The 16274-nt window shown below is 39.4% G+C and carries 12 protein-coding genes; 9 read left to right on the top strand and 3 right to left on the bottom strand.

Annotated elements, in window-relative coordinates:
• Positions 1-115: 115 nt before the first annotated feature.
• From K1X82_01405 to K1X82_01415, 3 genes are all read right to left on the bottom strand, one after another.
• Positions 116-1456: a vanadium-dependent haloperoxidase gene (locus K1X82_01405; protein MBX7180738.1), complete on the bottom strand. Its 1341-nt coding sequence runs from the start codon at positions 1454-1456 to the stop codon at positions 116-118.
• Entirely contained in the window at positions 1428-4841 is a 3414-nt protein-coding gene (locus tag K1X82_01410) for a VCBS repeat-containing protein (GenBank protein MBX7180739.1), read from the bottom strand. The genes K1X82_01405 and K1X82_01410 overlap by 29 nt, the downstream gene beginning before the upstream one ends.
• 212 nt (positions 4842-5053) lie before the next feature.
• The gene (locus K1X82_01415; protein MBX7180740.1) at positions 5054-7528 is read right to left on the bottom strand and encodes a PKD domain-containing protein; all 2475 of its coding nucleotides are present in this window, start codon (positions 7526-7528) and stop codon (positions 5054-5056) included.
• A 279-nt stretch (positions 7529-7807) separates the two neighbouring features.
• Between K1X82_01415 and K1X82_01420 the strand changes: the two genes are divergently transcribed.
• From K1X82_01420 to K1X82_01460, 9 genes are all read left to right on the top strand, one after another.
• Positions 7808-8476, top strand: a complete 669-nt coding sequence (locus K1X82_01420; GenBank protein ID MBX7180741.1) for a DUF4412 domain-containing protein — start codon at positions 7808-7810, stop codon at positions 8474-8476.
• A 116-nt stretch (positions 8477-8592) separates the two neighbouring features.
• Entirely contained in the window at positions 8593-9834 is a 1242-nt protein-coding gene (locus K1X82_01425; protein ID MBX7180742.1) for an ABC transporter permease, read from the top strand.
• The gene (locus tag K1X82_01430) at positions 9834-10718 is read left to right on the top strand and encodes an NAD(P)-dependent oxidoreductase (GenBank protein MBX7180743.1); all 885 of its coding nucleotides are present in this window, start codon (positions 9834-9836) and stop codon (positions 10716-10718) included. Before K1X82_01425 ends, K1X82_01430 begins: the two co-directional genes overlap by 1 nt.
• Entirely contained in the window at positions 10711-11085 is a 375-nt protein-coding gene (locus K1X82_01435) for a hypothetical protein (GenBank protein ID MBX7180744.1), read from the top strand. The genes K1X82_01430 and K1X82_01435 overlap by 8 nt, the downstream gene beginning before the upstream one ends.
• Positions 11072-11479 (top strand): aminoacyl-tRNA hydrolase, encoded by a 408-nt coding sequence (gene arfB, locus K1X82_01440; protein MBX7180745.1) that lies wholly within the window; start codon positions 11072-11074, stop codon positions 11477-11479. The genes K1X82_01435 and arfB overlap by 14 nt, the downstream gene beginning before the upstream one ends.
• 671 nt (positions 11480-12150) lie before the next feature.
• Positions 12151-13575, top strand: a complete 1425-nt coding sequence (locus tag K1X82_01445; protein MBX7180746.1) for an MBL fold metallo-hydrolase — start codon at positions 12151-12153, stop codon at positions 13573-13575.
• Positions 13576-13578: 3 nt separating this feature from the next.
• Positions 13579-13776 (top strand): hypothetical protein, encoded by a 198-nt coding sequence (locus K1X82_01450; protein ID MBX7180747.1) that lies wholly within the window; start codon positions 13579-13581, stop codon positions 13774-13776.
• A gap of 285 nt (positions 13777-14061) precedes the next feature.
• On the top strand, positions 14062-14565 hold the full coding sequence (locus tag K1X82_01455) for a DUF4442 domain-containing protein (protein MBX7180748.1): 504 nt from the start codon (positions 14062-14064) through the stop codon (positions 14563-14565).
• Positions 14565-16271 (top strand): 1-acyl-sn-glycerol-3-phosphate acyltransferase, encoded by a 1707-nt coding sequence (locus tag K1X82_01460; protein MBX7180749.1) that lies wholly within the window; start codon positions 14565-14567, stop codon positions 16269-16271. The genes K1X82_01455 and K1X82_01460 overlap by 1 nt, the downstream gene beginning before the upstream one ends.
• Positions 16272-16274: the final 3 nt, after the last annotated feature.

Raw genomic sequence — 16274 nt, forward strand, 5'->3', positions numbered from 1 at the left:
TGGCTTGGAGCTACTTGCCTCTATCGTTGCCCGAGGCGCAACCTCTAAGTTTAAATGCTAAGCTAACTTGTAACGGTATCTATGAGCTTCCTGCAAAGGGAATCATTTTCAAACCTTATTTGGGTTGCAGCGGAATTCCAACTTTAGAAAGAATATTAATTCCAATAGATTTGCCTTGTTTATTGCCGGCTTGAATACCATTTTGGTAATGTATTCCACCATAAAGCCTGCTTAATCCTGCTTCATCTGCAGCTTGTAGAAAAGATGAAAAGGTTCTTGGTAAATAGGGGAGACCGATGATGGAAAAAGTGGAATCGGTAAAGGAATAAGTAGGACCTGCAAATGCCGTTAGAATTTGGGCTGCCGCCGCTGAAATTCCACTATGTCCGCTTGTAAACTCCGGGAAGGGTGGAGTAACTATTAGTGGCATCCAATCCGGATCTATCAACTCCCGGATATACGTGACCGGCCTTACCAATTCATATTTGTATTTGTCGTGCCAAACAGAAATAACAGCGTCTGCCATAGCCATGGAACATAATGCATAAACCAAACTTGTTTTTTCGAAGGAGTACTTTTCATGTTTGCAGAATTGGGCAATTATGCAAATCCAATGAGAAACCGGGTTAATATGTCTTCGTGGTTTAGGAATATGACCAACAAAATTGTTTAAATCAGGATTATCGTCCCAATACAAGGCTATGTTTCTTTGTTCAGGGGTAAGTTCATTGGAAGTTTGATAGATATTATGGACCATAGAATAGAAATCGCTATTCTTTTCGGTACTGTAAGGAATTTCAAAAGATTGAGAAAACTGGGAGGCCGAGTCAATCAGGAAAGTTTGAAGCGTTTCCCAATGTGGTTCCAATGCACTTCGAAACTCAGGTGGAGTTGGTTTCCATTTCCCCGGTTGATTGCTGAAAATGTAATTAGGAAGTGCTTTACTAGCAGCAAAACCATCTGCAGCAGCCCTGTTATTACAAGCTAACGCAATGGAATCTCCTAGTTCTAAAGAGTTTTTTATGGTAGATTCTCCTATACCTGTTTTACGAAAGTAGTTTAAATGCTTTTTAATTAATGAATCTGCAGCATATTCCCGATAAATATGTTTTATAGCCGTTTTATAAAATGCTTGGATGGCCGCAATTTCAAAATTAATATCGCCTGTTTTTGCCTTCTGGGGAAACTTAAAACCACGAACAACTTTCCCTAACTGTATAGTTTTACCGGAGGAAGTGCTGTATGCTTGGTACAAAGAAAGATTGCAATAGGCAAAAGTTCTGGAAGCCAATAATGGATTAAATCCATCCTTAATCATTTGTTCAGTTAATAACTGATTCCATTCATGGATTACGTGAGATGGTTGGGATTGGGAAATGGATGTAAATGAACCTCCTAGTAAAAGCATTAGGAAGAAGCTGGCAGCTTTATTCAAAAAGTTTGTATTCCAATACATAAGGAGGTAGTTTTAGTTTGTGAGAAATTTGAGATAAATATCCAGAGCCAAGATAAAATTCAATTCGTCTTGTTAGTCCATTCTTTAATTTAAATACTGCAAATTTGGTAGTCATGGAGGGATTAATCACTTGGCATGTATGACCAATAGAATAGGTTCGTAAATAGTCTTTATTTACACCTGCCAAAAGCAATGTTTTGTTCTTAGCCTCCAAGGATATCAATGATCTAGCATCACCTTCCACCAGAAAACCCGATGAATTTGTCGAAATACATTTAAATTCTCCTTTTCCATCACCTTTCAAAAATAAACCTTTGTGGGCAGTATACCTTCCCCTTTCCACTTCATTGGCATAGAAGTTTCCGGTTAATAGAATATCCGGGTTGCCGTCCAGATCGTAGTCGTCAACCAAAATGCCGGAAATTGGTCCAAATTGCGCTTTAACAGGTAAGGGTTTTAATTGAAAATGGCCATTTTCATTAAATAGTATGCAGGAGGAGGTTTCTTCTACCACCAAATGCATGGCACTATCCATTTTGTTTTTAGGGAATATATCAAACAAAGTGGCTTCAGCAAATTTTGAATGTCTGTAGTACTTTTTACTCAAACCACTGATGCGTGTTTTATAGGCATTCAGTTGTTTAATTGGGTAAATTTTGTCTTTCTCTCTATAGGTGGTTACCACATCAATAGATCCATTGTTGTCAAAATCGTTTGCATACAACTCCAATGGTTTTCCCTTTTCAGCTTTGTATCGGATATTCCAACCTAAATTCCCCAAGATATAATCCGTATCTCCATCATTGTCAAGGTCAGCACCCATCAAGCTGTTCCATAAACCATGCGTTTTTTGACCTATTATTTCTTCTCCCGGAATTCGTTGAAATTTCCTGCCCAGTTGATTTTGGAAGAATTGAATTTCCATGTATTCTCCAACAACAATCAGATCAAAAAAACCATCTTTGTTAAAATCTGTCCATAATGCGGAGGTAACCATTCCGACTTTTTTTAACCCGATAGCCAAAGAATCTGTTACATCTCTGAAATTGCCATTATCATTAATTAATAGGTAACTATTTGGAATTGTCGGGAATTTTTGACTTTCCACTCTACCACCAAGGAATAAATCAATGTCTCCATCTTGATCAAAGTCATTTCCAATTATGCAAGAAGCGCTTGATTGTATGGAAGGGCATAAATCGCTTCTATCGAATCGTCCATTTCCTTTATTGAAGTGAATGGTGTGTTTGCTTGCCGTTGGGCTGGTTTCAAATTCAAAACCTCCACTTGTAATTACTATATCATTTAATCCATCTTTGTCCGCATCAAAAACCAATATTCCGGCATCTTCTCTCGAACTATCAGACAGGATGGAAGCGATGGTAAATGAATGAAATGCGGTATCGTTTTGGTTGAATAAGATTTGGGCAGGGTGATTGGCAGCACCTCCCATAATTACATCTTCGAACCCATCTTGATTTAAATCACCGCAAGCTAGTGCAGGTCCTTGAACCGAATAAAAATGGGGTAGGAGAGGGTTGTAAATAAAATCATGAAACTCATTTTCATGATGTACAAATTTTGGAAATTTGGACCAAGGCTGGAATAGTGGTTTTTCTTTTTGAGTGTTTCTAACTTTGGCCTTGGAAGGTAGATCCATATAGTTTATTTCCAAAACCTGATTAGGTTTTGGTTGCCTTATGATCTGCACCTTGCCATTGGGCCACTTAATAGTCAAGGAATCAATTTTGTTTTGTTGCCCTAACCCAAAATGAAAGTAGGTTTCAGATGATGAAAATAAGCCACGGGAGCTTTGCATTTCCTGCATTTGTATAGTTCCATCAACATAAATCTCTACCCTTGAATGGAGCAAAGAACGATGCTTACTGTCCTTCAAATGGATCCTAATATAATTTTTTTCTTTGTAGGATTCGCTATTATTGCGGTATAGGTAAGATTTGTTTTTTGCATTATTGACTACTAAATCCAAATCACCATCTCCGTCAAAATCGGCATAGGCGGCTCCTCTGGAATCCATTTCGAAGCTTGAATCAGGAACCAATTTGGTAAATCCAAGATTGCCATTGTTTAGAAATAGAAAATTGAAAAACTTAAAATCTTTCAATTTAGTCATTAAGGAACAGTTGTAAGGGTCGGTAGAGTCGGAATAATTGACATAATCTTGCAGGAAATATTCCGGATGACTGAAGCCATTGGTGATAAAGATATCTTTATGGCCATCGTTGTTAAAGTCGGCAATCAGTGGGGACCAACTCCAATCTGTTGCATCTATTCCTGACAATTCACCAATTTCACTAAAGGAAGTGTTGCCGTTATTGAGGTTGAGTACGTTTCTTGAAACTTGTTTTGAAAGGAGGTCCGACTTGGATTGCATGAGGTAGTTCCAAGTATAAGGGGTTTCAAAAGCAAATACTTTCTGCCTGTAATTGTTGATAGGTCGCATATCTGCAACTACCACATCCAGCAGTCCATCATTATTAATGTCTGCAACATCTAAACCCATTGAAAAAAAACTGGTAGTTGTTACAAGTTCCGGGGTTTCGGTTAGTTTTTGTCCGTTGTTTGTAAAAATGTAATCAGGTTCGTCAAAATCGGAGCTAATGTAAAGGTCGGGGTAACCATCATTAGTGAGGTCAGCCGGGAAATTGGCATAACTGGTATGGGTTGGGGTATGAGAAAATAACCCGTAGGTTTGGGTTTGGTCTTCGAATGTTTTGCCATTCCCAATTAAAATCCTGTCACTGGTAAATTGTTTTTGGGCATTGTATTTTTCTATATTTATAAGTGCATTCGTAAAACCTGTGGTGTTGTTGCCGGTTGGATAAGCCCAATGAGAAACAACAATGTCTTCGAATTCATCCATGTTTAGGTTGGTAATGCTAATGGAACTGCATTCCTGCTTCACCTGTATTCCCCATTCTTCTGTAGCATCTCTAAAGATAAAGTTACCCTGATTAATATAAAGCCTTAAACTGGAAGTGGTATCCACTTTTTGGATTTTTCTAATTCCAATGAATAAGTCAGGATAATTGTCATGATTTATATCGGCAACTGCACAGCTTAAACTCCCCGGAATAAATGGAAAATTTGGGATTCTCTTTTCAAATTTCAACTTTCCAATATTTTGGTAGAATTGGTTTTCGGTGGCTCCAATAAAAAAAATATCGGATAAACCGTCTGCATCAAAATCACCTACACCAACTCCTCCACCCTCAAATGCACCATCTGCAATTTCATTGTATCGGAATGAAATTCCGGTTTCTGATTCCGGTAATACGGTAAATAGGGAGGTTTGAGCCAACAGACTCGTGGTGCCGTTAAATAAGAGCAGCGCAAGAAGAGTCCAATGGAGTCGATTAATCATTGATTTTAGTCCACCAAATAATTTGGAGAACACAATAATAAGGAATCGAAGTTGAAAAAGTTAAACTTAGTTCGTTTTTTGTTTTCAAAGAATTACACTTAGGATTCAACAATAACAAATTGGGGAGAAAAATTCTGAAAATTTAATCTAATGTATATTGGCCTTGAAAAAAATCTCAAGTAGTTTTTAGGAATTAAACATGTAAAACAAAATTACCTAAACAGATTTACTTTGCCCAGGTAGGTATGTTTTTTGTCTGTGAAATCCAAGGTTCGGATAACGTAGCTGTAAACATCTTGCTGGGCAAAATCTCCGGTAGATACAACTATTCCATCCCATCCATATTCTAAACTCTTGGATTTGAATACCTCTTCTCCCCAACGATTGAAGATTCTTATTTCATACTCTTTAACTCCTTCTCCTTTTGGCAAAAAAGTTGGGTTCCTTAAATCACCATCCGGAGTAAAGGTATTTGGAACATATAAGGAATAAAATGGGTACATACAAACGGTGCGTACAGCGGTATCTTCGCATCCATAGGTATTGGTAACGGTTTGCACAATATCATAACATTGGGTGTTGGAATATACATGAAATGGATTGGCTACGCTGGCACTTCCTCCGTCTCCAAATTGATAATTCCAAGAGTCGGCCCCACTGCTTTCGTCGGTAATAGTTACTGTATTATTTACAAAATCCAATTCGGTTGGAGCAGGCGTAAATGCTGCAATTGGACTTGGCAAAATGCTAATTAAGGAATCTTGGCTGAGTGTATCGGTGCAACCTTGATTGGTAGTAGCAATGAATAGGATTGAAAACTGTCCTTCTTCATTATAGGTATGAGGGACAATTTTTGCTGTATCTAAATTAGTTTGACCATCTCCAAAATCAAAGAAATAGTTGACAATTGTATTTTGTTGGGTACCTGGACTTGCAACCGAACTGGCAGTTGCATCAAAGGTGAAGATAGCCGGTAAACAAGAGTCGCCCCTTGAGTTTTGTGCAATAAACACGGCTATGGGGTTAGGATAAACCGAATAAATCAAGGTGTCGGCATTGATACAACCGGAGTCGCTAATAGCTTGCAATATTACCGTGTAATCATTACCAGTCAAATAGGTGTGAGATGTGTTTTGAGAAGAATCGATAGCAGAACCATCTCCGAAATCCCAAGCAAAACCTGCGATGTTTGAGCCAGAACCCGGACTCGAATTATTGATGAAAATACTCTGATTTCCTTCGCAAACAGGGTTGGCAGAAAAATTTGCTACCGGACTTGGATTGACATAAACATCTAAGGTATTGGAGGCGGTACAATTGGCTGCTGTGGCTACTGTCAAGGTAACGGAATGATTGCCGGGCGTGGCAAAAGTATGGGTAGGATTTTGAATGGTTTGGTTGGGTGTTCCATCTCCAAAATCCCAGTCCCAGGTGGAAATACTACCTGTTGATACCGAACTTGCATCGGTAAGTTGGGTAGCATTTCCTTCACAAGCAAATCCGGATGTAAAATCGGCAAATGGTATAGGATTAACAGAGACTTGTTTGGTAACTGTACCTGAACAACCATTCGTTGTAGTTACATTTAAAATTACATTAAAGGTATTCGCAGAATTGTAGGTAAAACTAGGGTTTTGTAAATTGGAATGAGTGCTTGGAATTCCCGGTAAACCTTGGTTTTGATTGAAATTGTAGTCCCAGGAATTGATTGCGCCTGCTGCAGCAGAAGAAGTGCTGGCATCAGTAAAACTGATAGGAGAACCAACACAGGCTGGGTCCGGGGTAAACGTAAAATCGACGGTGGGTCCGGGGGTGATGGTAATGGGTAGGGTGTAAGATGCACCACATCCTCCTACATCATTTACATTCAGGGTAACATTATAGGTTCCTGCTGTTGCAAAGGTATGGGTTGGGTTTGAAACTCCACTTACTACCGGAGTGCCATCGCCAAAGTCCCAATCCCAGGTAGTAATGCTGCCTAAGTTAGATTGGCTGGCATCGGTGAATTGTACCGGAACCCCCGCACAATTCGTTGCTGGCGAAAATGTGAAATTACTGGTGAGGGTAATACACATGGTTTGTTGGTTGTGATAATATCCTGTACCGCCTGTGAAGCCCCAATAAACATTGGGAGAGCCACCAAAAATGGAATTGATAATATCTCCGGTGTAAGACGCTCTTAAGCTACCATCAAAGTATACTTTAAAATTAGTGGTTGCTGGATCCCAAACAATTCTTAAATTATGGCTAGCGCAGTCTTCTGCATTTCCTGAGCTTGGACTAGCCTGAATTGGCCCGGCCAAGGTATTTCCGGTGCTATGATCAGGATCCCCGTTTTGAATAATTGCTATGTGATCATTTGCCGGATCGTAGGGGTTGTTTTGGTACGTATCCATTTCAACTACCAAAGAAGGACTTATACCCATATATCCCAAGCCATTCCCACCAACACCTTGATTGGTATTAATAGGTTGGAGAACGAAGGCCATACCGTCTGCACCTAAATCTGTACATCCCAAATTAACTGAAAAGGTAAAGTCAAATCCATTGTTCAGGCTAATCATGGTAGTATTCCAAACGGATCCAAATAAGGCAATACCATCCGGCGTAATTTCGTAGCAATTACAACTGGTTTGAGAAGAATTCCCATTGATGGAAAATTGAGCCTTTACAGCCTGAAAGCTCATTAGAAATATGAAAAAAAACCAAGCTTTTCGGATTCTAAAATTTAGCATTTCATTCATTTTCAGGCTGCAAAGATAAAATTAATGGCCCAATACAACTTTGGAATTTGCCAGTATTTTTTTAATCGATTTAATTTTTAAAAAAGGTAGTTTTCCTGGTATGGCTAAATCAGTTGAGCTATTAACAACAATTGGGACTAACTAACATAATTCCTAAAAAAATTGAAACTTCATTGTTGACCATAGTATATCTTCGCCCACTAATTCATCAAAAAAAATACAATGAAAAAATCAATCTTTTCGGTGCTTTTTTCTCTGATCGCCCTTGTTAGTTTCGGTCAATTCGAAGGTACCATTGTTTATGGAATTACCTTGCCTGATGCAGGAGGAGAAAATGCTAGTCTAATGGCCTCTATGATGCCATCCGAAGCCACTTTGCAGGTTGGTAAGACTAAATCTCGTGTCGAAATGAAAATGGGAATGGGGATAAAGAATGTTACTATAGTCGATAAAAAGTCAAAAGAGGTGGTTACCTTGATGGATATTATGGGACAAAAAATGGCAATGACAATTTCTCCCGATGACATTAAAAAAGGTAGCAAAGAGGCTCCAAAATTTAAGTTGGTGACTTTAGATAAAGGTGATCAGGTTGAAATTGCCGGATACAAATGTAAACACGCTATTTACGAAGATGAAAACGGTTCTCAGTTTGATGTGTATTATACAGAAGAATTTGGATCTGAAAATTACTCGGCTTCTACCGATAATCCATACAAAGATTTGAAAGGCCTTATGCTAAAGTATACCATTGCAGCTAAAGGTATGAAAATGACCATGACTGCTAAATCGGTTGTTAAAGAAAAAGTTGATGATTCGCGTTTTGTTATTCCTTCCGATTATAAACCGGTAACTCAGGAACAACTAATGAAAATGTACGGAGGTGGCCAATAATCCTTGTTGGAAGAATTTTCACTCCTTCTCTTAATTTAGTATAAAAAAATAACCGAACATTTTAGGTTCAACCTATTTTTGCGCCACCAAGTCTAATTCTTGGTGGCGCTTTTTTTATGAATCAACTGATAGCCGAAAATTTACGTATTGCCATTCAAAGCATCAAAGGCCAGTTGTTGCGCTCAATTCTTACTGTCCTTATTCTGGCCTTTGGAATTACTGCCCTGGTTGGCATTCGCACCGCTATTAACAGCATTGAAGGAAGCATTAGCTCCAACTTTACCAGCATGGGTGCCAATACCTTTACTATCCGGAACAGAGGAATGATGATCAGGATTGGTAAACAAGGGAAAAAAGCTAAAAAGTTCAGGGAAATCAGTTGGGATGAAGCCCGTCAGTTTGATGAACAATTTTCCTTCCCCGGGCAGGTAAGCATCTCTGCCCTGGCAAGTCAGGCTTCCTCTATTCGTTACAACTCCGCCAAAACAAACCCGAATATCACCATTTTTGGTTGCGACGATAATTATTTGGCTTCCAGTGGGTATGAATTGGAAAAAGGCAGGAATTTTTCACCAGCCGATTTGCAATATGGTACCAATGTGGTTTTGCTCGGTAAAGAAGTGGCTTCCAAATTATTCCCGCTGAAGCAAGAGCCTGTCGATAAAATTATTTCCATTGGTACCGGTAAGTATAAGGTAATTGGGGTGTTAAAGGAAAAGGGTACCAGTATGGGATTTGGAGGGGACAAGGTTTGCCTGATTCCACTCAACAATTGCCGCCAAAAGTTTGGTAGAGATGGTATGAGTTATGTTCTGAATGTTTTAGTCGAGAATCAACAATTACTTGATGTAGGAGTGGAAGAAGCCAGAGGGATTTTTAGAAAAATCAGAAGGGTGAAATTGGGTTCGGAAGATAATTTCGATATTGTAAAAAGTGATAACCTTGCTCAATTGCTGATTGGTAACTTGCAATATGTTAATTGGGCCGCAACTTTAATTGGTGTCATAACTTTGTTGGGTGCAGCCATTGGGTTAATGAATATTATGTTGGTTTCGGTTTCAGAACGAACCCGAGAAATTGGGGTAAGAAAAGCAATTGGAGCGAATAATGATGCCATTCGGAATCAATTCCTTTTTGAAACGATTTTCATTTGCCAATTGGGTGGAATAACCGGAATCATTTTAGGGATTTTAGTTGGTAATCTGACCTCCTTTGCCCTGGGTGGTGGATTTGTAATCCCTTGGAATTGGATTGGGGGCGGATTGCTGATTTGCTTTGTGGTAGGTCTTGTATCCGGAATTTATCCTGCACTTAAAGCATCCAAATTAGATCCCATAGAAGCATTACGTACCGAATAATGAGAAGTATTGCCATTACCGGAGCAAACGGCTTTATTGGAAAGGCAATGGTGAATCATTTCCTGAATAAAAACTGGAAAGTTTTTGGACTTTGCCGAAATCCTGATCAACTCCAGATTTTTCACCCAAATTTTGTTTCAATTCCCTATAACCTCGAACAAGGTTTTCGGCCTGAAACTATTTCTGAACCTATTGATGCTATTTTGCATTTGGCTTTTCAACCCTATTCCTCAGCCTTTCCAAATGCCTATGAAGTAAACCTGAATGAAGTTAGAAATCTGCTTCGTATTGCCTCGGGAACTACCTTAAAATTAATCTACTTCTCCAGTATGTCGGCTCACCTGCAAGCCGAATCCATGTATGGAAAGCATAAGTTGGAGGCAGAAAAATTACTAGAAAATTCCAATGCCTTAATCCTTAAACCGGGTTTGGTCCTCGGAAACGGTGGTATGTTATTGAAAATACATGCTATGATGCAGAAACTGCCTATGGTTCCTTTAATTGATGGTGGAAAGCAGCCCGTTCAAACCATCGATGTGAATGAATTGTGTGAAGCCTCCTACCGCTTGCTTGAGCAAAACAAGCAGGGTATTTGGTGCATGGCGGAAAGACATCCAACTACCATGCGAAATTTATACTTTGCCATAGCTCAGGCAATGAATAAAAAAGTAATCTTTTTGCCTCTCCCGTATGCCTTGGTTTGGTTTCCTGCCTGGTTGGCCGATCGCTTGAAAATTTCACTTCCAATTAACCTGGAAAATCTGTTGGGACTTAAAAAATTAACAAGCTTCGATACCTTTGTCACAGAAAACACAATAAAGTTTAACTTTGGCAGCATGAATGCCATCGTGGCAAAATACAAAGCCATTCTTCAACATGACTGAAAAACAAACCGTCCTAACTAAAATTGTTCTTATTGCAATGGTTACCAGTATTGTTCAATTGGTTTTGCCTTGGTGGAGTATTGCCATTGCTGCTTTTGGAGTTGAACAAATAGGTAAAAACCGTCCTGCTTATTCATTTTATGCCGGTTTTTATGGTATTTCCCTGGTTTGGATTCCTTATATGTTTTACATCGATCATAAAAATTCTCACATCTTAAGTCAACGAATTTGTAAATTGTTCTCCTTACCGGAATATCCAATTTTGCTCATGCTGGTGGCCGCCTTGTTGGGTGGTGGAATTGCCGGTTTGGCAGCCTTGTCGGGCAATTATTTCAAATCATTCTTTACCAAAAATGAAGTGGCTTGAGAGAGGCCTTGATTCGGAGTTCCATTTCCAAACTGCTCGTTCAGGAGGCAAAGGCGGTCAGCATGTTAACAAGGTAGAAACCAAGGTGGAGTTGTATTTCCACATCCAAAATTCACAACTTTTGGATGATACGGAAAAAACTATTTTGCTTCATAAACTTCAGAATAAGCTTAATCAGGAGGGGTTTGTCATTCTATCTTCCCAAAAATCGCGGAGTCAGCTGGCCAATAAAGAAGATGCGGTAAAGAAGTTTTTTGCCCTGCTGGAGAAGGCTTTTCAGAAGCCTAAGTTGCGTAAACCTACCCGGGTTCCGGCAGCAGTGGTTGCTAAACGGCTCGAAACTAAGAAGCATCGCAGCGAGGTAAAGAAAAATCGTCGACTTCCGGATTCTTAGTTGGATTTTTTAAACCAGATTCAGCAGCATCTTGTTGAGTGTGGTCAAGTTTATTTGGCGGGTCCCCGGCAACCCTCCCCGGCTTTTTTATTTTATTTCGAACGGATATTAACCGGGTTGCCGCGTCGGGCTATTCGTTCCTAGTCCTCGTCCCCCTAGGCTAACGCCGTCGGGGTCCTGTGGGCTATCCACTGCTATCCCTACCCGGAAGTGTCGTGCAAACCCTGACTTTCGGCCTTTTAATTGTATGTTACCTGCAATTATTCAGGAAATGCATAACTGTTTGGGTTTGGGTCGGGCAACGATAGAGCCAAATAACCCACAGGATACCGCAGCCTTAGCGGAGGTAGCCGAGGATTATGGGCGATAGCGTGACCTTTTCGCATGCACAATGTCTGTTGGTTGAGATAAATTTTATAGCGAAAAGGGGCCCGCATAAAAATTATCCTAGAAGCTAACTACCTACAAAGAATGATTTTGTTCATGAAAGCAAATCCAAAAAAGACGCTTACAGGTTTGAAAACCCTTGTCGGAACTAAACCATTGCAACTGAAAATAGTCGAAACACCATAAATTGGACAAGATGATTAAAGTCAGGATTGGTTGATATGTAACAATTGTAACCTTAATTTTGGTGGAGTAGACTCACTTTTGCTGAAAAATTATTTCAAATGAAAATCGAACAAATTTATACCGGCTGTTTGGCGCATGGAGCGTATTATCTCGAAAGCAATGGCGAAGCAGCAATTATTGATCCTTTGCGAGATGTTGAACCTTATATTGCCATGGCAAAGGAACGCGGGGCAACTATAAAATACATTTTCGAGACCCATTTTCATGCAGATTTTGTATCGGGTCATGTGGAATTATCGAAGAAAACCGGGGCAACTATTGTGTATGGACCAACCAAAATGGAAACTGGTTTTGATTGCTTAAAAGGAGCAGATAATCAATTGTTTAAGTTGGGAAATGCTACCATTAAGCTGATTCACACACCCGGACATACCATGGAAAGTTCATGCTTTTTGTTGATGGATGAAACCGGAAAGGAAACTGCTATTTTTACAGGAGATACAGTGTTTATTAATGATGTTGGTCGTCCGGATTTGGCACAACATGTTATTGCTGATTTAACTCAGGAAAAGCTTGCCTCGCACCTGTACGACAGCATTCACACTAAAATTTTACCATTGTCGGATGAGTTAATTGTTTATCCGGGACATGGAGCCGGAAGTGCCTGCGGTAAAAATTTGGGTAAAGAAACGTTTGACACACTTGGTCATCAGAAAAAAGTAAATTATGCCTTAAATCCGGAATTAAGCAGGGAAGAATTTATGACTGAATTGTTATCCGGATTGACGACTCCTCCGGGTTACTTTCCACAGAATGTTTTAAAAAACATAAGGGGATACGATGGCCTGGATGCCATAATGGAGCAGGGGATGAAAATGATAGGTGTTGAGGAGTTTGAAAAATTGGCTCAGGATAAGGAAGTGGTTTTGATTGATACCCGCAAGGCTATGGATTTTTCGAAAGGATATATTCCGGGGGCGATTAATATTGGTGTGGAAGGAAGTTTTGCGGTATGGGTTGGAACATTGGTTCCTGATTTGCACCAACGAATTTTGTTGGTGGCTGATGAAGGAAAAGAGCAGGAAGTTATTACGAGGTTGGCCAGGGTGGGATACGATAATCCGATAGGCTTTTTGGAAGGAGGAATGAAGGCTTGGGAAAAGGCAGGTAAACCTATGGAAACCGTTTCATCCATTACTGCCGATGAGTTTGCCGGTTTGCTGCAAAGTAATCCTGATTTGGACGTGCTGGATGTAAGGAAGAAAAGCGAATACGATTCAGAACATATCCTGCAGGCCATTAATGCACCATTGGACTATTTTGAAAAACAATTAGAAAAAATCGAACAAAATAAAACCTATTTCGTTCATTGTGCCGGCGGTTATCGTTCCATGGTTTTCATTTCATTGTTGCGTAAAAGAGGATACGATCAATTCGTTGATGTACAAGGTGGAATAACAGCAATAAAGAAAACGGGACGGGTAAGTTTAACCGATTATGTTTGTCCAACAACGATGTTATAATTTATGGAAAAATGGAAAATGTATGTTAGACCTATGATTGGAGCTTTTTTTGGTGCTGTTTTAGGATATGCTTATTATTATTTTATAGGATGTTCATCGGGTAGTTGTTCCATTTCTTCTAATCCAATCAATAGCACCTTGTATTTTGCATTATTAGGTATGATTTTGTTATGGGAAATTCCCAAAAAAGCAAATGAATAAGCGAAAGGGTCAATTTTAACTGAATTGGCCCTTTTTTTTGTTTAAGTCTTGAGATACAAGCCAAGAATTGAGTTGGTTTTTCAATATTCTTTCCAACATGGTTAAGTGTTTCAAGGCAGTTTGAGTGATGGGAACAGGTTGTGGGAGATGCCTAATAACCGGGCAATAATTAAAGAGGTTTTTGGTTTAGGAAGAGGACAAAGAATGTAGGGCTGAAAAATTCTGATGATTATTTTGGAATAAAGTTGGAAAATCCTTTTAGGTTTGCAGAGAGAAATCTTTGCTATGTCGGAAATTATACCTTTTAATGCAAAAACCCAGAAATTGGTGGGTAATTTACTCAACAAGAGTAAGTTTAAATTATGGCTTTTTTTAAAATTACCATTGGGTTGGTTCGCCGGAATGCGAATAGAGTATATTGATGGTAAAACATGTAGAGCGACCATTCCGATGGGGTGGAGGTCACAGAATCCATTTCAATCTATTTATTTTGCTGCCGAAGCGATGACGGCTGAGTTGACAGCAGGAGCCTTGGGTATGGTTCATATTGAAAACAGTGGTGAAAAAGTTTCGTTGCTGGTAACCGGTTTAGAAGCTACATTTTCAAAGAAGGCAGTTTCTTTAACTACATTTACCTGTGAGGATGGAGATAAGATTCAGGCTGCTATTCAGGAAACGATACGAACCGGCGAAGGCACTACGGCTGAGTGTTTATCGATTGGTCGCATGGCAGATGGGACCGAAGTAGCCCGATTTAAAATTTACTGGAGTTTTAAAAAGAAACGATAGTGGTAAATAAACATAAACCTACTTCATCGGGTTGGTTGTTTGACCCTATTTTTCCGAATGCGGAAGATTGGCCAATTATGCAGTTGGCTAAGGATAGACCGAATTTTCTGGAAGAGGTAGAAAACTATGTTTTTGAAAATGTCAAAGCCGGGTTTAAGTCCAGGCAGGACCTGAATGATGAACTCGCCAATGTATTATATCAAGAGAAAATTAGGTTAAAAACCAATCTTTGGAAGGCAGATCCAAAGGATGAAAAGCCCTTTTGGAAGGGAGTAGAGAAGAAGTTATTAGATATTCAAAGTCCGGTTAATCCGCAAGGAAGACAAAGTGAGGAGGAGATTTTAAGAGAAATTGTTCATCGGTATGTGCATGAGATTGCCGGAAATTTTGACTTGTTTACCTACAATATCACTAAAACCTTGGTTACCCAATGGATGTCGAGGTTGTTGAATGCCGGAGATGGCAAGGGAATAAGTGGCTTGTGGAATATACGAAGGCATTTACACGACCGCATACATTTGCTGGGCGAAGTGGAGCTGATACGTAAATTGGCCAAAACGGATACCATCATTATGGTTCCCACGCATTTTAGTAATTTGGATTCACCATTAATTGGATGGGCAATACAATCTTTGGGTTTACCTCCTTTTTTATATGGAGCCGGTTTGAATTTATTTGGAATCGGAATTTTTGGTTATTTTATGGAGAAATTGGGTGCTTACAAGGTTGATAGAAGGAAGAAGAATTCGATTTACCTGGAAGCATTAAAAGCCTATTCCACCCTAAGTATGCACAGGGGTTGCCATTCTTTGTTTTTTCCGGGAGGAACTCGAAGTAGGAGTGGAGCCATTGAATCAAAACTGAAGTTGGGATTGTTAGGTACAGCATTGGAAGCTCAACGACTCAATTTTGAAAAGGCCGAAAGTCCGGAAAAGGCCAAGCGGATATTTGTGGTACCAGTTGTGATTAATTACAACTTCGTATTGGAGGCGCCGGGTTTGATTGAAGAGCATTTAAAACGGTCGGGGCAACAGCGTTACTTCAGGGAAAATGATCATTATTCCACTTCCTACCAACTGGCCTGGTTTATTTTCAAATTGTTTTTTGCCTCTTCTGAAATGGCCTTGACCTTTGGCCGTCCAACGGATTTGTTCGGAAATGAAATTGATGACGAAGGAAATAGTTTGGATCAACATGGAAGGCGGATTGATATTGAAAAGTACTTTTTTTCCAATCAAACCAATACCCAAGACTTGCAGCGTGATGCCGAATACACCAAGTTGCTGGGTAAGGATATCGTTAAGAAATATAAGAAATACAACTACATCTATCCGAGTCATTTAGTTGCTTATGTGGCATTTGAAATGATGAGGAAGAAGTACAAAAAACTAGATTTATATTCCTTTTTGAGGTTGGAGGAAGAGAACGAAAGTTTACCCGGGAAGGAGTTTCAGGAAACAGTTGAATTGTTTATTGGGGTATTAAAGCAAATGCGAGACAATGGTAAATGCATGTTGGATGTGCGCTTTGATGCTTTGCCGATTGAACGGATAATTGAATTAGGTATCAGGCATTTGGGTTTGTATAATACCAAGCGGCCTTTGAAAATTAAGGAGAATGGAGAAATAGTAACAGAGGATTTTACCTTATTGTATTTTTACCATAACCGAATGGAAGGTTATGGATTAAGTAAGTTAATCCAATAAATT

Source organism: Bacteroidia bacterium (assembly GCA_019695265.1).
In the GTDB taxonomy this organism is placed as follows: domain Bacteria; phylum Bacteroidota; class Bacteroidia; order JAIBAJ01; family JAIBAJ01; genus JAIBAJ01.

Coding starts and splice junctions, on each gene's coding strand:
- K1X82_01450 (MBX7180747.1), top strand. CDS start 13,579: ATGGAAAAATGGAAAATGTATGTTAGACCTATGATTGGAGCTTTTTTT.
- arfB (MBX7180745.1), top strand. CDS start 11,072: ATGAAGTGGCTTGAGAGAGGCCTTGATTCGGAGTTCCATTTCCAAACT.
- K1X82_01435 (MBX7180744.1), top strand. CDS start 10,711: ATGACTGAAAAACAAACCGTCCTAACTAAAATTGTTCTTATTGCAATG.
- K1X82_01445 (MBX7180746.1), top strand. CDS start 12,151: ATGAAAATCGAACAAATTTATACCGGCTGTTTGGCGCATGGAGCGTAT.
- K1X82_01415 (MBX7180740.1), bottom strand. CDS start 7,528: ATGAGCTTTCAGGCTGTAAAGGCTCAATTTTCCATCAATGGGAATTCT.
- K1X82_01425 (MBX7180742.1), top strand. CDS start 8,593: ATGAATCAACTGATAGCCGAAAATTTACGTATTGCCATTCAAAGCATC.
- K1X82_01410 (MBX7180739.1), bottom strand. CDS start 4,841: ATGATTAATCGACTCCATTGGACTCTTCTTGCGCTGCTCTTATTTAAC.
- K1X82_01420 (MBX7180741.1), top strand. CDS start 7,808: ATGAAAAAATCAATCTTTTCGGTGCTTTTTTCTCTGATCGCCCTTGTT.
- K1X82_01430 (MBX7180743.1), top strand. CDS start 9,834: ATGAGAAGTATTGCCATTACCGGAGCAAACGGCTTTATTGGAAAGGCA.
- K1X82_01455 (MBX7180748.1), top strand. CDS start 14,062: ATGTCGGAAATTATACCTTTTAATGCAAAAACCCAGAAATTGGTGGGT.
- K1X82_01405 (MBX7180738.1), bottom strand. CDS start 1,456: ATGTATTGGAATACAAACTTTTTGAATAAAGCTGCCAGCTTCTTCCTA.